The organism is Alteromonas sp. 38 (genome assembly GCF_902506055.1).
GTDB lineage: Bacteria > Pseudomonadota > Gammaproteobacteria > Enterobacterales > Alteromonadaceae > Alteromonas > Alteromonas lipotrueae.
Map to the genome: position 1 here is coordinate 338,016 of NZ_LR733300.1, position 17,465 is coordinate 355,480.

Sequence of the window (17,465 nt, forward strand, 5' to 3'; positions counted from 1 at the left end):
CCCTTTATTATTGCGCTTTCGCGCGACGTCTAAGCACATCTATACGCTTATCTAAGGGCGGGTGGCTCATAAATAATTCTGAAAATGCTGACTTACCCGAAATGCCAAAGGCCATCATGGTGCCATCTAACTGACTTTCACTGTTTGATTTTAAGCGCGTTAACGCCGCTATCATTTTTTGTCTGCCCACTAATTTGGCTGAACCTGCATCGGCCCGGTACTCACGTTGACGGGAAAACCACATCACAATAATGCTAGCCAAAATACCAAACAGCATTTCTAGTACAAACACAATGCCATAGTAAGCAAAGCCGCCTAATGCACTGCTTCCGTTATTACTGCCACGAGCAGCATTAGAAATAGCGCCTGCAATTACGCGCGCTAAAAAGATAACGAAGGTATTCACAACCCCTTGAATTAATGTAAGGGTAACCATGTCGCCATTGGCAATGTGAGATATTTCATGAGCAAGCACCGCTTCCGCTTCATCTTCGCTCATACCATTTAATAAGCCACTGCTTACAGCAACTAAGGCATTGTTCTTATTCATGCCGGTCGCAAAGGCGTTTATTTCAGGTGAGTCGTAAATAGCCACCTCTGGCATGCCAATACCCGCTTTTTTAGCTTGGGCAGATACCATATTAATTAACCAGTGTTCAGTGGGGGTGGTGGGGTTATCAATCACTTGGGCTCCCGTACTTCGTTTGGCAATCCATTTCGACATGGCTAATGAAATAAGCGCACCGCCAAAACCAAAAACCGCAGAGAAAACTAATAGCCCAGTCATACTGCGGTTATCAATACCAAAAGCAGCAAACACAATATTCAGCACAATACCTAGCACTAACACCACGGCTAAGTTGGTAACAAGGAACAAGAAAACCCGTTTCATATAATGTCTCTATCTTGAGGTAAAAGGCTAAGGTAAAATTTACGATAAAAGCTATGGCAAAAAGCCCAGTAAAAGAACCAGTACAATAGTTATATTATGGTGGCGAAATATTGCGCTTCAAAGAGGGGGCAATAAAAAAGCCGATGATAAATATCATCGGCTTTGGTTTAGTAGCTTATATCCTGTTAATTAAAAGAACAGGTAAGACACACTCAGTTTCATACTTCTTGGCATGATATAGCGCCCGTTAGGTGAATCAGGGTTTCTAGGATCGCCTTCGGTTATACCTTGTTCGTCTGTTAGGTTGTCGATAGACAATTGAACACGAAGGGCATCGGTAGGCTCAAGTGTCATGCCCACATCAACTTTTTCATACCCTTCTAAGACTACCGTGTTTTCGTTGTCACCAAAGCGATCGTCTACGGCTGAAAAAGTACCGTAAACTGTGGCATACATGTCACCCACATCGAAACCATAGCTTGGGGTCATACGTACTTGCCAGCCAGGCTGACGCTGCGCTTCATTACCTTCATTGGTAGCACTTGCTGTAATTTCGGTTTCTTGAAACGTTGCATTTAAACTAAGTGAAAAACCAGAATCGTGGCTGTACTTTCCGTCAAACTCAATACCGTAAGCTTCATTCGTTAAAATTTCAGCCGGTGCACCTGGACGACGTACAAAAGTATCGCCTTGCACTTCGTTGGCAAACGCAGTGGCAAAAAATTGAATGTCGTCATTCATGAATTTATAGCCAAGCTCGCCCTGAGTAACTTCTTTAATTAAGTCATTACCGCCAGTATAAGCGCCCCAGTTATCACGAAAGTCATCAAAATAAGGCATTTTGTAGCCACGGTTCATACGTACGAACACACCGCTAAAATCATTAAGTGCGTAGTTAGCGCCTAATGTCCAAGATGTCTTGTTTTCGTCATACTCTAATGCTTTGGTTATTACGCCATCTAGACCCTCATCTACTGAGTAGCTTACTTCATGGTTTTCACGACGTAGCCCTAAATCGATGCTTAAATCTTCAGTGGCATACCATGTGCTTGTGGCATACAGTGCGAATGTGCTGGCATCGCCTACCGAGTTTATATCGTAGCCCCAACCACAGCCTTCTTCGCTGCTATTGCAAGCTATGCCGTCTAGCATTTCGCCACCAGGCACTAATACATAGTAGGCTTGGTTTCCAATGCTCCACCAGTCTTCTGCTTTAGTGGTCGCGCTATAAATACCAAAAGAGGTATCGAAGTTGTCCCACGATTTAGATACGGCCAAGTCGTTAGTGAATGACTCAACGTCTTTCAGTACAACCCAACGGCCAATTTGTTGAATAGGGGTATCGGCATCGTAGGTGTTTCCGGTTACTGCACCCGTCGCGCTTTCGCCGTTATCAGCTACATCGGCAACAGTAACAGCAGAGCCATCTGGCACTAAACCAAAGGTGTTAGCTTCGCCTTTAGTCAGGTTAAAACGGTCAACCAAATGCCAGCCGCCACCTAGCTCAAGCTTTAAGCTACCCCCGCTCACATGACCATCCCAGCCGCGACCGTCGCCAAAGTCGAAAGACTCAGCGGTATTATCTGGGCCATAGTTTATAGTGGCTTGACGATTCAACGGGCCTATTTGGGTGTAGTTTGCATCAATGCCTTCTACATTCAACGGCGTAGGTAAATACCATGTACCATGATCGTCAGTTTGACGGGTATAAAGGTTTAACTCACCTTTATCAAAAATTTTGGTTAGGTTAACAGTGAATTGGTTGCCCTCTTCAGAGCTAAACCCAGCATCGCGAATACCATCAGAGCTTTTTACGTAACCGCCTACCATGTAGTAAAGGTCGTCGGCTAGTGCACCGCTAAGTACAAGATCAACGCGATTCAAACCATAATCAGATACCGTATATTTTACGCTGGCTTCAGAATCTTCACCGCCGCGTTTTAAGCGAAAGTTGGTGGTTAAACCGGGCTGCCCGTTACTCACTACCGGGTTAGGACCACCCCGTAAGCCTTCTACCATTTCAATAGTGTCGTCTATTCTAAACATCTGAGAGTTTTCTAGGAACGACAATGTTGAAGCGGGGTAGATAGGTGAACCTTCTAACGCAATGGTAAGGAAAGGTGCATCACCGCCACCTGGAAATCCTCGAACAAATACGTTTGCACCCGACTCGCCGCCAGAGCTTTCTACCCAAACCCCTGGAATGGCCTTAAATAAGTCAGCAGTAGATTTAGGGGCAAATTTTTCAATGTCGCTGGCATCAATATTGGTGACAGCAAAGCTTGCATCTATTTTTCTTATTCCTGCGCCGCCTGGCGTTCCACTCACTACAATAACTTCAGTATTTTCTGCGGTAGCCTGTTTTGTTTCTTCTTGTGCAAAGGCCGTTTGGGTTAACGCTAAAGAAATTGCAGTGGCTAGCATTCCTTTTGTGAACAACGTTTTCATGGTGTGTGCTCCTGAAAATAATTTTTGGGCGTTGTTAACCGAATGCGTGAAACAGGTTAAAAAAATGTCACTCGCTTCGGGAATGAGCAACAAAATAGATCTCTTTGCAAACGATTGCAAGAGTAAAATACAATCGATTGCAAAATATTTGTTTAAGCGTGTTAACATTTGTTGGCATGCAAGTTTGATGATGATGTTTGGTATGGCTAAACAATTAACTTGAGATACAGGAACTTAGGATGCCTTGCGTTGAGCATAGGCTTTTCAGGTATTTCTCGGTATAGTTTGAAAAAAAGAGAGAGCTAAATAATTTGAGTTCAGAAACAAAATTAACGTTAGCAAAGCTAGCAAAGTTAGCAGGGGTTTCTACCTCTACAGCTTCAAGAGCGTTAAAAGACAATCCGCTGATAAAGCAGGAAACGCGACGTAAAGTGCAGGCTTTGGCAAAGGAGCACAATTACAGTGTTAATGCGGCTGCTAGCAGGCTACGTACGCAAAAAACGCATGTTATCGCGGTAATTTTAAACTTAATTGATCATACCGAGCAAAGCACCACCGATCCTTTCTTGCTGAAGTTGGTGGGGGAGTTAAACCAAGCGCTTAACGCTAAAGGCTACGAGTTGCTGCTATCGAATTCCTTCATGGCATCTGACGATTGGGCTAACTACTTTATTCACAGCCAGCGCGCCGATGGAATGATTGTAATTGGGCAGGGAAAGTCGACTAAGAAAATTGACCGCGCCGCAGAAGCTGGTGTACCCCTTGTAGTATGGGGCGATCCAAAAAGCGAAGCTAACTATCCTATTGTTGGCGGAGACAATTACCAAGGTGGGTTCGATGCTACTACTCACTTGCTGCAAAAAGGCGCTAAACGCGTATTGTTCTTAGGTGATGCAGAGCATGCCGAGATGCAAGAGCGTTATAAGGGCTATTTACAAGCGCATCAGAATGCCAATATTTCAGTAAGTAGCGACTGTACCTGCACTATCGATATAACCTCAAAAGCGGCATACGAGTATATAAATCAGAGGGTGAAAGCGAATGGCTTAGATTTCGACGGCATTGTGTGTTCAAGCGACATGGTGGCGCTTGGTGCACTTAAAGCGTTGAAAGAGCGCTACGTGGGTATTCCAAGCGATGTAGGTATTGTTGGTTACGACGATATTTCGCTAGCTGAACTTATGCATCCGGCTTTAACAACCATTCGCCAAAACACCCAGCAAGCCGCGTCAGCCATGGTAGATCAATTGCTTCGTCAGTTTGAAGGCCAAGAAACAGCTAGTTACGTGGTAGATACCCAACTGGTGGTTCGCCGTTCCAGTAAACACGATTAATGTACGTAAAAATGATTAGGGAAGAGAAAATAAAAGGTTAATGCAAACGTTTGCATTTTTGTTTTTATCCGTCTACACTCCGGCTTAATTTAGTTAACAGAGTGTTTACACATGTCCAGATTGTTGATTATCGCTGCAATAGCCGTTAGCTATTATGTGTTTGCCATACTGCTAAACAGTGTGGGCACGGTTATTTTACAATCGATAAACAGTTTCGACGTGTCGAAACCAGAAGCCAGCACCCTAGAAGGGTTTAAAGACTTATCCATCGCGCTAGTATCCTTTCTTGTCGCTAGCTTTATTCCTCGTATCGGCTATAAAATTTCTATGCTATTTGGCCTAATTCTGGTGGCCACGCTATGTGCTATTACGCCTAGTATTGGCAGCTTCTGGGTTATAAAACTCTTGTTCGCAGGTATAGGCACAGCCTTTGCGTTAGTGAAAGTGTCGGTATACGCCATTATTGGGCAACTCTCTTCCAGCACCAAAGCACATAGCTCGTTGATGAATACCGTTGAAGGTATTTTCATGTTGGGTGTACTGTCTGGTTATTGGGTATTTGCAGCCTTTATTGATCCCACCAACGAAGCGTCTCTTTCATGGCTGAACGTGTATTACCTTATTGCCGCTCTAGTTGCCGTAACGATTTTATTGGTGCTAGCCGCGCCGATTCAAAAACCAGAAGTAAACAGGGAAACTGGGGTAGGCAGTGCGTTTATCGACATGCTTAAGCTAGCCTATAAACCCTTAGTGCTCATCTTTATTCTTTCGGTGTTCCTCTACGTTCTAATTGAGCAGGGGATAGGGTCTTGGTTGCCGACTTTTAACCGAGAAGTACTGGGTTTACCTACCCAAGTGAGTATTCAAATTACCAGTATTTTCGCCGTAGCGCTTGCCGTTGGCCGCTTATTGGCTGGGGTAGTGCTAGCAAGAGTGAGTTGGTATCCCTTCATGAATGCCTGCCTAGTAGGTATGGCCGCCGTCATGTTATTGAGTTTGCCTTTAGCCGAAAAGGTAGACGAGAACCTCGTTGCTAGCTGGGTAGACGCGCCAATAGCGGCGTACTTAATCCCGCTTATTGGGTTAATGATGGCACCTATTTACCCTGTTATTAATTCTGTGATGTTAAGTGCGTTGCCCAAGGTGCAACACGCCCCTATGACAGGCCTAATAGTGGTGTTCTCCGCGCTTGGCGGAACTACAGGTTCTATTATTACCGGCTATGTATTTGAAGCAATGGGCGGGCAACAAGCCTTTTACTTATCGCTTATTCCCATAGGTGCACTACTTGTCACTCTGTTCTTTTTTAAACGAGCAACCTCTTCAATAGTGTTAAAGGATACCGCTTAACATGGCATTAACTACAAGTGGCTGGCGCACTTGCTTACCATTTTTTCAAAGCAATTTGTTTAAAGATGTGCAAAACGCGGCCTTGTTTGAAGACAGTAAGACCTTTGCCGATGCCATTGTACTAAGTGATTGGCAGAACGTAATAAGCCAATACGAGCAGCAGAAAAATAACGAAGGCTTTAGTTTATCGTCGTTCGTTGAAACATATTTTAACATACCGGACATGGTGGCAAGCAGCACAGATTTAACATTCAGTGCTGTACCAGACTATGTGCAACATATGTGGGATGTACTTACCCGTACACCAGATGCAGAAAATATAGATAGCCTTATTAGTCTATCGCGCCCGTACATAGTACCAGGCGGCAGATTCAGAGAAATATATTACTGGGATAGCTACTTTACCGCCTTAGGCTTAATCGATTCTGGTAAGGCCAACATGGCAGTCAACATGTTGGAAAATTTCTTAGATATACTGGATGAAGTAGGCTGTATTCCAAACGGAAATCGAGCCTATTATTACACCCGAAGCCAGCCGCCCGTGCTGGCGTTAATGTTCGCATTAGTAGAAAAAAAATTAACCAATACCCAGCGCCAACGCGCTATTGCCGGTATTGAAAAAGAATATGCATTTTGGATGAACGGCGCCAATAACTTAAGTAGCGCACAAGCGGTTAGCCACGCCTGCGATCATCTCGTTCGCATGCCAAACGGTGCATTACTTAACCGGTATTACGACAGCGAAGCCTCACCACGACCAGAATCGTACAGAGAAGATATTGAAACGGCAGAACTCGTAGGCGCAAAGTCAGTAGAATTTTACCGCCATATAAGGGCGGCTTGTGAATCAGGGTGGGATTTCAGTTCCCGTTGGCTTGCTGATGAAAGCACCTTGTGTAGCATTCGTACAACTGAAATAGTCCCCATTGATTTGAATGCACTGCTGTATTTTGTTGAAAGTACATTGGCGCGGGTTAGCACCAAAGCCAGCAAATACCGTGAGGCCGCTGTTAACCGAAAGCAGGCAATAAATACCTATTTGTGGAATGAAGACAAAGCCTGTTTTTACGATTACCATTACCCCAGTAATACGCAAACTACCGTGCTTTCAGCGGCGGCAACCGTACCTTTGTTCGTAGAACTTGCCACCGATGCACAGGCTGTTGGGGTAAATGTTGCCCTTCAAACGCACTTGTTAGCACCCGGCGGAATAGTGACCACAGCAAATACCACTACTCAACAATGGGATTCACCCAATGGGTGGGCGCCTCTGCAATGGTTTGCGGTGAAAGGGCTACTAAATTATGGTTTTAGTGATGAAGCGAGCGACATTATTAATCGCTTTACGCAAACCATTGACGATCATTTTGCGCGAACCGGCGTAATGCTAGAAAAGTACAACGTGTGCGAGCCTGACAAAACGGCAAGTGGCGGGGAGTACGAAGTTCAGCTAGGGTTTGGTTGGACGAACGGCGTTTATACACGCTTTAAAACCATGCAAGGTGAATGAGAAGCCGCTAGCGCCCAAACCTTTACCTTTGAGTTATGAAGCAGTGTTAGCGGCGCTAGTCGCAGTTTACATCTAGCGCTGACTGTAAAGGCGCTGGCTCCAAAAAGCATTAGCTATACACTGAATGCGAAAACGCCTTCTTGTACTACAAGGGTGTACCGAAGCTAACCAAAATACCCACACCCACCAACGCAATTACCGACCATATCAGCGTAGCCTTCGTGGCTTTTTCGCCCATAACCCAAGCAACGCCTAGCGACATTAACGCGCTGGTGGCGATTAAGGTTTGCACCACGGCAGCTTTAGCATAAGCAAAGGCAAACATTTGAAGGTAAATAGCGGCGGTAGTGCCTAATAAGGTGGCAAGCACAAACGCAGGCCAAACCCGTTGATTGGTTGCTAATACTGGCATCCATTTAGTGCGGGTAATCACAATAAAGGGTACGACAAAAATCATACCGCCTACCAAGCGCAAGAAAGCTGCACTGGCGGCGTCTATATCACCACTACCTAGAATGTCGCGGCTAACCACAGCGCCTATAGCTTGACACAATGCTGCCCCCACGCCATACATATAGCCTGAGGTTGCGAATACGTGCGTGGTATTTCGCTTGCGGGCTTTTATCACCATGTCTACCGACAATAACACTACTGCAATACCTACCCACTGCTGCCAGGTTATCCATTCACCAATAAACGCCATGGCAAAAAGGGCAGTAAATAAAGGCGCTAAGGTTTCGGCCACTAGTACCGCTTGGCTATCGCCAATAGATTTCAACGCTTTAAAAAAGCAGGTGTCGCCAATACCAATGCCAATAAAGCCGCTAAGTAGCAGCCAAAGTACAGCGTTGGTTTCATAAGCACTTGGCTGCACTACCGCAATAACCGCAGCCAAAATAGCAATAGAGATAAGGCCCTTCCAAAAATTCATGGTAAGGGGAGAAAACGCGTTGCCTGTTCCCTTAAACAAACGGGCGGCTATTGCCCAACAAAGTGCCGTACCTAGTGCTGCGAATACGCCCATTAGTAACCTATAGAATGTGAAGCTTAGAAAAAAGAGCGGCTATGCTAAATGAAAGTGAATGCGTATGTTAGTAGATATTAAAGATTCCGAGTACAGAAAATAAGTTAACTAACTAAAAGTTAACGGAAACACAGCCAAGTTTGTGGCAACGTTATAGCACAAGGGCAAATAGCCTTACCTACCTTAAACGTAATTAAAGAGTATAAAGAATGGATTTAAGCGGTATTAAAGGTGTTATTTTCGATTTAGATGGCACTTTGGTTGAGTCTAGCCTTAACTTTTCGCGCATGAGAACCGATATAGGTTGCCCGCAAGATGAAGACATTCTTACATTTATAGACAATATGGTGTGTGAACAAGAAAAGCAGAACGCCAACCACGCCATATTGCAACACGAACTAACCGACGCACAAAACGCGAAATGGCTACCCCTTGGTAAGCAAATGGTAGATAAGGTTTTAGAGAATAACTTGCCCATAGCTATTGTTACACGCAACTGCCGAGAAGCCACGGCCATTAAAATAGCCAACAACCGCATACCCATTGAGTTTGTACTTACCCGAGAAGATGCACCCGCCAAGCCCGACCCCACAGCATTATTACACATAGCCCAACACTGGCAGCTACAACCCGAAGACTGCCTGTATGTGGGTGATTTTATTTACGACCAATTAGCCGCCGAAAATGCCGGTATGCGGTGGTTGTTGGTGTAGTGCAAAAATGACCGATAGGGCGTAAAGCAGACCTTGGCTATCGCTGTATTGTCAGTCCGCTAAAGACAAGGAGCGGACGTTCAGGCCACACGGTTCTTGATTCCGGTATGTGCCAATGTGCAGATCATCATTCGACCTTGATTGAATTGGTGTTAATTTTAGTATTCCGGTGAATAAGCTTCTTATTGGTGAATATACAGTTCAGTAATCATTTTCAATTGTTTTGAATTTCCAGACGAAGAGCACCGTACCTTTTGCAATACGGTGCCTAACCATCATACTTTGATTAGTTTCGAATGCATGATCCGATATAAAACCGGTAATATGATCAACGTTAAAATAGTGGACGAGATGATCCCGCCAATCACCACCGTTGCAAGCGGTCTTTGCACTTCAGCCCCCGTTCCGACATTAAGTGCCATGGGAATAAAGCCTAAACTTGCTACCAGTGCTGTCATCAAAACCGGACGCAATCTTGTGATAGCTCCGTCAACGATTGAGTTAATTAAGTCACCTGTTTCTAGTACTCGCTGTTTAATAAATGACAACATCACTAAGCCGTTTAGTACCGCAATACCAGAGAGCGCAATAAACCCAACTCCGGCAGATATAGACAGTGGCATGTCACGCATCCAGAGCGCGAAAACACCTCCCGTTAAGGCTAAAGGCACGCCAGTGAAGATGATCAAGGCATCACGAAATGAGCCAAACACCACCACTAGTAACACAAGTATTAGAAAAAGCGTGGCAGGCACCACGATAGACAGTCGCTGACTGGCACTTTCAAGCTGCTCAAACGTGCCACCATAATCCAGCCAATAGCCTGCGGGCAGTGCAACCTGTTCGGTTATTTTTATTTTTGCTTCGTCAACAAAACTCCCTAAGTCGCGTTCTCTGACATTGGCGGTAACCACGACTCTACGCTTACCGTTTTCTCGACTAATTTGATTGGGAACAGACGAGTAACCCAGTGTAGCGACTTCTGATAACGGTACAAATTCCCCATCGGATGTAATAATAGGAGTGCTGCCAATGGCATCTAAATCTGTGCGCATACCTTCATCAAATCGCACAAGCAACTCGAATCGTCTATCTCCCTCAAAAATTAAGCCAGCGGTATTACCCCCGATAGCTGACGCCAACCACTCCTGCAAATCGGCGACGTCCAATCCATAACGTGCCAACTCGACTGGCTTAGGGTTGATAGTGAAGATAGGAATATCATCGACCTGCTCAAGTCGTGCATCCGCCACGCCGTCTATTGATTGCAAAACCGTTAAGATGTCGTTTGCAGAGGCAACAAGCGTGGTTAAATCATCTCCAAAGACTTTTATACCAAGGTCAGCCCTTACTCCACTTATCAACTCGTTAAAGCGCATTTGGATAGGTTGGGTAAACTCATAGTTATTGCCTGTCACCGCTTGTAAGTCTCGCTCAAGGGTTTCTACGAAATCCGCTTTTGACAAAGTTGGATCTGGCCATTGCGCTCGTGGTTTTAGCATCACAAAGGTATCGGTTACGTTGGGCGGCATCGCATCGGTAGCTACTTCTGCGGTACCGGTTTTCGCAAAAACTGTAAGTACCTGTTCGTATTCCATCAGGGTAGATTCAAGTGTTTTTTGCATTTCGACGGCTTGCTCAATACCTGTGCCCGGTATTCGCATGGCGTGGAGTGCGATGTCTCCTTCGTCAAGCTGGGGAACAAACTCAGAGCCTAGTCGCGCTGCCAGCAATAAGCTGCCTACTACTAGCACGACTGAGCCGACAAGCACTATCCAGCGTAATTTCAGTGCAAGGTGAATGATGGGGCGATAGGCGGATTTGCCTGCAACAATAATAAAGCTTTCTTTTTCACTGACTTTTCCGCCCATAAACATCGCGACTGCCGCTGGTACAATGGTAATAGAGAACAGCATCGCTGCTATCAGCGCCATGATGACCGTTGCCGCCATTGGCTGAAACATCTTGCCCTCAACGCCTGTCAATGAGAACAGCGGGATATACACCACAGTAATAATCAATATACCGAACAAGCTAGGACGAATGACTTCGTTGGTCGCTTGAAAAACCAGTTCTAGCCGCTCTTTTAGTGGCAAGACTCCACCTGTGCGCTTCTGAGACTCGGATAACCGCCTGATACAGTTCTCTACGATGATCACCGCACCATCGACAATTAATCCAAAATCCAAAGCCCCAAGGCTCATCAGATTGGCAGACACACCGGTATTAACCATCCCTGTGATGGTCGCCAACATCGCTAGCGGAATAATTGCCGCAGTGATGAGCGCGGCGCGAATATTGCCAAGCAATATGAACAAGATCACTATGACTAATAACGCCCCTTCTACTAAATTCTTCTGAACCGTCTCGATAGCTTTATCGACCAGTAGGGTGCGGTCGTAGACTGGCTCAATGACAATTCCATCAGGTAAGCTGGATTGAATGTCCTTCACCTTTTTGGCAACGGATTGGGCAACGGCTCGTGAGTTTTCGCCGACTAGCATCATTGCTGTACCTAAAACGGTCTCTTCACCCTCCTGCGTTGCCGCACCCGTTCTCAGCTCCTTACCAATAACTACACTGCCAATGTCTTTCACCGCAACGGGGACAGTATTAATGCGTTTTATTACCACATTTTCTATATCGCTAAGTGTCTGAAGTTGACCTTGTGAGCGCACCAGTATTTGTCGCCCATTTCGCTCAACAAACCCCGCCCCCTGATTCGTGTTGTTTCGCTCCAGCGCACGATGGATATCACTTAGACCAATGTCAAAATTCAGCATTTTCTGTGGTTCAGGATTCACATGATATTGTTTTACGTAACCACCAATGGCGTTGACTTCAGTGATCCCCTTAACCAGTGCGAGCTGCGGTTTTACGATCCAGTCGTGTATCTCGCGAAGCGCCATGGCATTGTACGGTTCACCGTTTTTTTGCATGGCATTTTGCTTGGCTCGCAAGGTGTACATGTAGATTTCGCCTAACCCAGTAGCGATAGGTCCCATTTCAGGCGCTAACCCTTCAGGTAGCTGACTTTTGATTGCACCTAATCGGGTATTGATGAGATTACGCGCAAAATACAGATCAGTGCCTTCATCAAATACCGCTGTTACCTGAGATAGCCCGTAGCGAGATAAAGAGCGGGTGTAGGACAGGTCAGGTAATCCCGCCAGTGCTGTTTCTACTACGAATGTGATCCGCTGCTCGGTTTCCAAAGGCGAATAACCCGGTGCTTGTGTATTGATTTGCACTTGCACGTTGGTGATATCGGGTACCGCATCGATAGGTAATTTTTGATAACTGAATATCCCCATGCCCAGCACAAGGAAGATCAACATTAGCATTATCCCTCGTCGCTCTATGGACAAACGTAAAATGGATTCAATCATGTGTTCGCCCCCCAATAACAGAGACGCCTGACCAAATAGATAGCATTGAGTTATTAATGATCATGACCTGCCTCCGACTTTTCTAAATCGGCTTTAAACAGGTAGCTGTTCTGGCTGACAATCACATCTGCAATGTGCAGACCTGATAACACTTCAATATTGTGGTTATCTTGTTGACCTAAGGTAACGGGCACGGGACGGTATTCGTCACCTTCTTTGACAAACACGACAGAAGCATCCTCAAACTCTTGAATCGACGCTTTAGGCACCATCATTGCGACATCAATGGTGTTGATAGTGACAAGGCCTTTGATAGCTGCGCCAACCGGCCATTGACCTGAGGTATTGGATATTTTGGCATACGCCAAGACATAAGGCTTTTCATCGGGTGAGGGTAAGATATGTTGGATAGTGGTGTCTAACGCTGCCCCTGACAGGCTAAGCTGAACGGGTTGCTGCTCTGCTATATCTGATAGCTGTTGTGGGAAGACTTTAAGCTGTGCCCACACGTCATCATAGTTTGCGATTGAAAATAGCACTTGGCCATTTGATAACTCGCCTTCATTGGCATGTCTGGCAATCACGGTGCCTGAAAACGGCGCGGTAACGGGATAGCTTTTCAGGCTTTCGTTGGATTCAACTACCGCCAGTGTCTCGCCTTTTTTAACGTTGTTACCTAAATTTGCATTGACCTTGGTCACCATACCGTCGAATCGTGCACGCACATGACTCAGTGAAGCAGGGTCGGTCACAATATTTCCGTAGACAGTGGTGGTAATATTGAGATTACCCGTTTGCACACTTTGCGTCATTACGCCCATTTTTTGCGCCAAGCTATCTGACATGAATACGCGTTCATCCTTATAGGCTTCCTCTTTACCATGCTCGCCTTCTGCTGCTTGTATTGTGGTGCTTGAAAAAAATCCCAAGGCACTGCAAACAATGAAAACTAACAGCGTGTTTTGCTTCTTAATTAATATATTTTTGTTCATTTTGCTTTTCTCGAAAAAGAGGTGTTGATCGTATCCACAAGAGGCTGTGCAGTCAGTGATTCGATATCTGCACCACGCTGATGAGCTTGCTTCGCTGATTGAATTAAGGCTTGTTTGGCATTGAGTAGTTCTTGACGTGTACTCACCCATTCAAGGTAGCTGAATCGTCCGTTTATATAGGCTTGCTCTACTAATTCCAGCGCTTGAACTAAGGGTGGGATAATAGAGTTTTGCAGTGTCTGTACATTGAGCAGCGCATTGTTTCTGATCATCAAGGCCATATTTAGCTGATGGTATAGGCTTTGCGTCGCTGACTCTTTTTGTTGTTCTAGCTGTGCCTGAATTGCTCGCTGCTTTTCGTACTCGCCAAGATTTCGGTCACCGGCAAACAGAGGCATACTCACGCCTGCTACAAAGGCTGTTTCATCTATGCCATTCATGCGCCTAATACCAGCCGTCCAGCTTAAATCCGATTGATTAGCTGCTTGAGTAAGACGGACTTGAGAAGCCTGCAATCTCGATTCTTGCGTATAGACCTCAAGATTGGGACTGTCCAATAAGGTGGTGAAAAGCGCGGTTAACGAAGGAGACGATTGCAGCGCAAATAAGTCTCCCTCCACATCAGTAAAAGTGGGATCTTTTTCCCCCCACATAATAGCCAGACTATTTATCATGGCTTGCTTAGTTTGCTGTGCGGTCACCACATCCAATCTGGATCTTGCTAAAGCTGCTTCAGCGCGTTTCTGTTCAAATGCAGGGGAAGCACCTGCATCCACGCGTTTTGTGACAGCTTGATAGGTATATCGAGCAAGTGTTTCTGCATCTTTTTGCGCGTCAATTAACGCTTGTTGCGCCAGTACATCGATGTAGCGACGTGTCACTTCAGCCAGTACATCCAAGGTGTGCACTTGTTTTTGCGCTTCGACTAAGGTGGATTGCGCCTTAGCAAACGCCTTACGCGAGTTGAGTTTATTGCCCAATTCAATGACCGACGACAATGTGAGAGTCAGCTCGGTGTCCTTAATGCCAGAGACCTCGCCTGTTCCTAAGAAGTTTTCCACTTCAATGCCTACGTTGAGGGCTGGTTTAAGAGACGCAGTTTTGATTTCTCCCTCAATTGCTTGTTGCCTATATGTGAACTCATGCAATTCGGGCGAATTCGCTAATGTTCGCTGTATGACGCTTTGCAAGGTCATTTTGCGATTGGTGATACTGTTTGTTTGTGCTACTACCACGGTGTGTGTTGTCAGAAGAACAAGCATCGTGAAAATCACCCAAGCGTGCACACGCACAGGGCGGCTCAATGAAATATGCATCATTGTTTTATTCCTAAATTATCAAAAATATATATCGCCAAGCTGTTGGCGAACGGTGTTTGATTAGTTCAGGGGTTATGCTTTAGGTGGGCGTAGTAATTGCGTGACCGGTGCATCTACTACTTTTGATAAGTAATAGAAACCGTGATGGGTGGCAACCGAAGCAAGTTCAATTGCGGTGTTATTTCCAAGCCATTGGGCATGGGTTCCATGACAGTGACCACAATGGTGGCAATCAGCAGGATTGTGAGAAATATCTACGGGGGCGTTATCAGTATCAAGTTGTTCGTTAGATTGCAGTTGAGCATGCGTCTTCACAGAAGCGGTGTTATCTCCCGCCTGATGTTCATGTAATTCGCTTAGATGTTGCGAATCAATAGCATGAAAATCCAAGGACTTGGCGACAGCAGAAAACGACTGAAACAAAATCAGCGAAATCAACAGGTAGCTTGTCACCCTTACACTAAACATATCTATCTACTCTCATCTTTTTCATATTAACAGGTATTCGAACTAAGACCAATCGACCAACTGATACAAAGTGTTTCTATCATTGGATTACACATCACGGCAATCTTCATCGGCAAATTCGATTTCTATCGTAGTGTGCACAAAATCGAACCCAGCTAGGCCGTGACGAAGTTGTTCCTTGAGTTTCTTAAGTTGAGATACAGAAATATCATCATTCAGCTCCACATGGACAGTCATAACGCTGTGCTCTCCATCCAAAGACCAAATGTGAAAATGATGGATATCCATCACATCATCGCTAGACATAAGCACTTTATGAACCTCTTCCATTTGCTGTGCGTCAGGTGTCGCTTGTAAAAATAGCAGTAAGGTTTCTTTTAGATTTCTAATGACATTAAATAAAATGAATAATGTGAAGCCAATAGATAAAATGGGATCTAAAATCGCCCAAGGCTTGAACATCAGCACAATCGACACGATCAGTACTGCGACCCATCCCAGAACATCTTCGAGCAAATGCCAGTTTAATACTCGTTCATTTAAGGAGTTTCCTTCCCTGAGTTTATACGCTGCAAAGCCATTGACTGCTATCCCGAATATAGACAACCCTAACATGCCTTCCACTTGGGGCATTTCAGGGGCCAGTAATCGTGGAATAGCTTCGAACAAAATCCAAATCGAACCAGCCGTTAGTACAACTCCATTAATTAACGCCCCAAGGAGTGAAAAACGCTTGTAGCCGTAGGAAAAAGTAGCATTTGCTTCTTTATCACTGAGTTTATTTAAGCCCCAAGCAGTACCAATGGATAAGCTATCGCCCAAATCATGCACTGCGTCGGCCATTATAGCCGTGCTGTTTGTCAGCCATCCGCCTATAAATTCAATGATGGTGAACAATACGTTCAATGAAAATGCCCAGCCTATCCGCTTAGATGCGCTGCTACTCTCGCTATGATTATGATTATGATTATGATTGTGCATGATTAATTTTGTCCAATATCGCTTGATTTTCTGCGCTGATTGGCAGTCGCTTAAAAGGGCTGATGTCAGTGCCGCCTGTATTCCCTTTAGGTACAAGGCCGATAGCTGTTTTGGTTGCTGCGCCAACTATTCTTATTGCTTGTCCAAAAACGGCTCTCCAATCTTTGTTTAGAAGACCATGTCGCAGCATTTTATAATGAATTAAACAATGGAAATAAGTAGAGTGCTGACCAATTACATGCGCATCCTCCAGCGCTGCAAATGCCTGCCTCTCATTATTGTTAGACATTGCATCTGAGTAATCTGTCAATTTGGAATCGATATGCGGCTTAACGGCTTTATTGTATGTCATAGTGGCTCACCCACTTTACCTTTCTGTACTTCGTTATTAAGTACTTCCTGCTTGGCGTCTTTCAGGATCATCCACGCTCCGCGCAGCACGACAATCGACACTATACAGCCGATAACCAGATCCGGTACTCTGCTATCAAGCCATACCACTAAAACTCCGGCGATAATGACACCCATGTTGGCGATGACATCGTTGGCCGAAAAAATCCAGCTGGCTCGCATATGTACTTCGTCGTTTTTATGATTACGAATAATCATCAAGCAAGCGACGTTTGCAATTAGTGCAATGAACCCCATTCCTATCATTAATGATGAGATAGGCTCACTGCCGAAGAATAACCTTCTGGTAATATCAATGAGAATAATTACGCCCAGCAATAGCTGAAAGTAACCACTGATTTGCGCAGCTTTGGCTTTATGAAGTATAGATTTACCCACAGCATAAATACCTATGCCGTATACAACCGCATCCGCTAGCATGTCCATAGAGTCTGCTATCAAAGCAGTAGAGTCAGCCAAAATACCCACGGTCATCTCAACGAAAAACATCACCGCATTGATGCCGAGCAGCCAATACAGAACCCGTTTTTGTGAGGCATCTTTGATTTCCACTTCACAGCCGCATCCACTCATTGTTCAACTCCTATTCCCAAAACTATAGCTACAGTGTAAAGTCTATACCTAGTATAGGGTC

Annotated in this window: 14 protein-coding genes; 4 read left to right on the top strand and 10 right to left on the bottom strand. The window is 45.1% G+C overall.

Translation table 11 applies throughout. From position 1 onward, the window contains the following. Positions 1-7: 7 nt before the first annotated feature. Both htpX and FLAVO9R_RS01405 read right to left on the bottom strand, forming a co-directional pair. A complete protein-coding gene (gene htpX / locus FLAVO9R_RS01400; RefSeq protein ID WP_159528141.1) occupies positions 8-892 on the bottom strand; it encodes a protease HtpX in 885 nt (294 codons plus the stop codon). 189 nt (positions 893-1,081) lie between these two features. Continuing rightward, positions 1,082-3,340 carry a TonB-dependent receptor gene (locus FLAVO9R_RS01405; RefSeq protein ID WP_159528143.1) on the bottom strand — a complete coding sequence of 753 codons (2,259 nt, stop codon included), beginning with the start codon at positions 3,338-3,340 and terminating at the stop codon, positions 1,082-1,084. Between the two features lie 311 nt (positions 3,341-3,651). Between FLAVO9R_RS01405 and FLAVO9R_RS01410 the strand changes: the two genes are divergently transcribed. From FLAVO9R_RS01410 to treF, 3 genes are all read left to right on the top strand, one after another. Further along, positions 3,652-4,674, top strand: coding sequence for a LacI family DNA-binding transcriptional regulator (locus tag FLAVO9R_RS01410; protein WP_159528145.1), 1,023 nt, complete (start codon positions 3,652-3,654; stop codon positions 4,672-4,674). A 111-nt stretch (positions 4,675-4,785) separates the two neighbouring features. Further along, complete coding sequence (locus tag FLAVO9R_RS01415) at positions 4,786-6,024, top strand: MFS transporter (RefSeq protein ID WP_201299234.1); 1,239 nt, start codon at positions 4,786-4,788, stop codon at positions 6,022-6,024. A gap of 1 nt (position 6,025) precedes the next feature. Continuing rightward, a complete protein-coding gene (gene treF / locus FLAVO9R_RS01420) occupies positions 6,026-7,534 on the top strand; it encodes an alpha,alpha-trehalase TreF (protein WP_159528147.1) in 1,509 nt (502 codons plus the stop codon). A 145-nt stretch (positions 7,535-7,679) separates the two neighbouring features. On the opposite strand, the gene FLAVO9R_RS01425 is transcribed toward treF, so the two are convergent. Then, entirely contained in the window at positions 7,680-8,558 is an 879-nt protein-coding gene (locus FLAVO9R_RS01425; RefSeq protein WP_159528149.1) for a DMT family transporter, read from the bottom strand. Between the two features lie 209 nt (positions 8,559-8,767). On the opposite strand from FLAVO9R_RS01425, the gene FLAVO9R_RS01430 reads away from it, so the two are divergent. Continuing rightward, complete coding sequence (locus tag FLAVO9R_RS01430; RefSeq protein ID WP_159528151.1) at positions 8,768-9,271, top strand: HAD family hydrolase; 504 nt, start codon at positions 8,768-8,770, stop codon at positions 9,269-9,271. Positions 9,272-9,546: 275 nt separating this feature from the next. On the opposite strand, the gene FLAVO9R_RS01435 is transcribed toward FLAVO9R_RS01430, so the two are convergent. From FLAVO9R_RS01435 to FLAVO9R_RS01465, 7 genes are all read right to left on the bottom strand, one after another. Further along, positions 9,547-12,660 carry an efflux RND transporter permease subunit gene (locus FLAVO9R_RS01435; RefSeq protein WP_159528153.1) on the bottom strand — a complete coding sequence of 1,038 codons (3,114 nt, stop codon included), beginning with the start codon at positions 12,658-12,660 and terminating at the stop codon, positions 9,547-9,549. Positions 12,661-12,713: 53 nt separating this feature from the next. After that, entirely contained in the window at positions 12,714-13,652 is a 939-nt protein-coding gene (locus FLAVO9R_RS01440) for an efflux RND transporter periplasmic adaptor subunit (protein ID WP_159528155.1), read from the bottom strand. After that, positions 13,649-14,971, bottom strand: coding sequence for a TolC family protein (locus FLAVO9R_RS01445; RefSeq protein ID WP_193362813.1), 1,323 nt, complete (start codon positions 14,969-14,971; stop codon positions 13,649-13,651). Before FLAVO9R_RS01445 ends, FLAVO9R_RS01440 begins: the two co-directional genes overlap by 4 nt. Positions 14,972-15,043: 72 nt before the next feature. Further along, on the bottom strand, positions 15,044-15,439 hold the full coding sequence (locus tag FLAVO9R_RS01450; protein WP_007984747.1) for a hypothetical protein: 396 nt from the start codon (positions 15,437-15,439) through the stop codon (positions 15,044-15,046). 87 nt (positions 15,440-15,526) lie between these two features. Next, positions 15,527-16,420: a cation diffusion facilitator family transporter gene (locus FLAVO9R_RS01455; RefSeq protein WP_159528157.1), complete on the bottom strand. Its 894-nt coding sequence runs from the start codon at positions 16,418-16,420 to the stop codon at positions 15,527-15,529. Continuing rightward, entirely contained in the window at positions 16,407-16,772 is a 366-nt protein-coding gene (locus FLAVO9R_RS01460; RefSeq protein WP_159528159.1) for a DUF3703 domain-containing protein, read from the bottom strand. The genes FLAVO9R_RS01455 and FLAVO9R_RS01460 overlap by 14 nt, the downstream gene beginning before the upstream one ends. After that, a complete protein-coding gene (locus tag FLAVO9R_RS01465) occupies positions 16,769-17,404 on the bottom strand; it encodes a cation transporter (RefSeq protein ID WP_159528161.1) in 636 nt (211 codons plus the stop codon). Before FLAVO9R_RS01465 ends, FLAVO9R_RS01460 begins: the two co-directional genes overlap by 4 nt. Positions 17,405-17,465 lie beyond the last annotated feature (61 nt).

Excerpts from the sequence above, each read along its gene's own strand:
- FLAVO9R_RS01465 (WP_159528161.1), bottom strand. The coding sequence starts at position 17,404 with ATGAGTGGATGCGGCTGTGAAGTGGAAATCAAAGATGCCTCACAAAAA.
- FLAVO9R_RS01435 (WP_159528153.1), bottom strand. The coding sequence starts at position 12,660 with ATGATTGAATCCATTTTACGTTTGTCCATAGAGCGACGAGGGATAATG.
- FLAVO9R_RS01460 (WP_159528159.1), bottom strand. The coding sequence starts at position 16,772 with ATGACATACAATAAAGCCGTTAAGCCGCATATCGATTCCAAATTGACA.
- FLAVO9R_RS01440 (WP_159528155.1), bottom strand. The coding sequence starts at position 13,652 with ATGAACAAAAATATATTAATTAAGAAGCAAAACACGCTGTTAGTTTTC.
- treF (WP_159528147.1), top strand. The coding sequence starts at position 6,026 with ATGGCATTAACTACAAGTGGCTGGCGCACTTGCTTACCATTTTTTCAA.
- FLAVO9R_RS01405 (WP_159528143.1), bottom strand. The coding sequence starts at position 3,340 with ATGAAAACGTTGTTCACAAAAGGAATGCTAGCCACTGCAATTTCTTTA.
- FLAVO9R_RS01425 (WP_159528149.1), bottom strand. The coding sequence starts at position 8,558 with ATGGGCGTATTCGCAGCACTAGGTACGGCACTTTGTTGGGCAATAGCC.
- FLAVO9R_RS01415 (WP_201299234.1), top strand. The coding sequence starts at position 4,786 with ATGTCCAGATTGTTGATTATCGCTGCAATAGCCGTTAGCTATTATGTG.
- FLAVO9R_RS01430 (WP_159528151.1), top strand. The coding sequence starts at position 8,768 with ATGGATTTAAGCGGTATTAAAGGTGTTATTTTCGATTTAGATGGCACT.
- FLAVO9R_RS01445 (WP_193362813.1), bottom strand. The coding sequence starts at position 14,971 with ATGATGCATATTTCATTGAGCCGCCCTGTGCGTGTGCACGCTTGGGTG.
- FLAVO9R_RS01455 (WP_159528157.1), bottom strand. The coding sequence starts at position 16,420 with ATGCACAATCATAATCATAATCATAATCATAGCGAGAGTAGCAGCGCA.
- htpX (WP_159528141.1), bottom strand. The coding sequence starts at position 892 with ATGAAACGGGTTTTCTTGTTCCTTGTTACCAACTTAGCCGTGGTGTTA.
- FLAVO9R_RS01450 (WP_007984747.1), bottom strand. The coding sequence starts at position 15,439 with ATGTTTAGTGTAAGGGTGACAAGCTACCTGTTGATTTCGCTGATTTTG.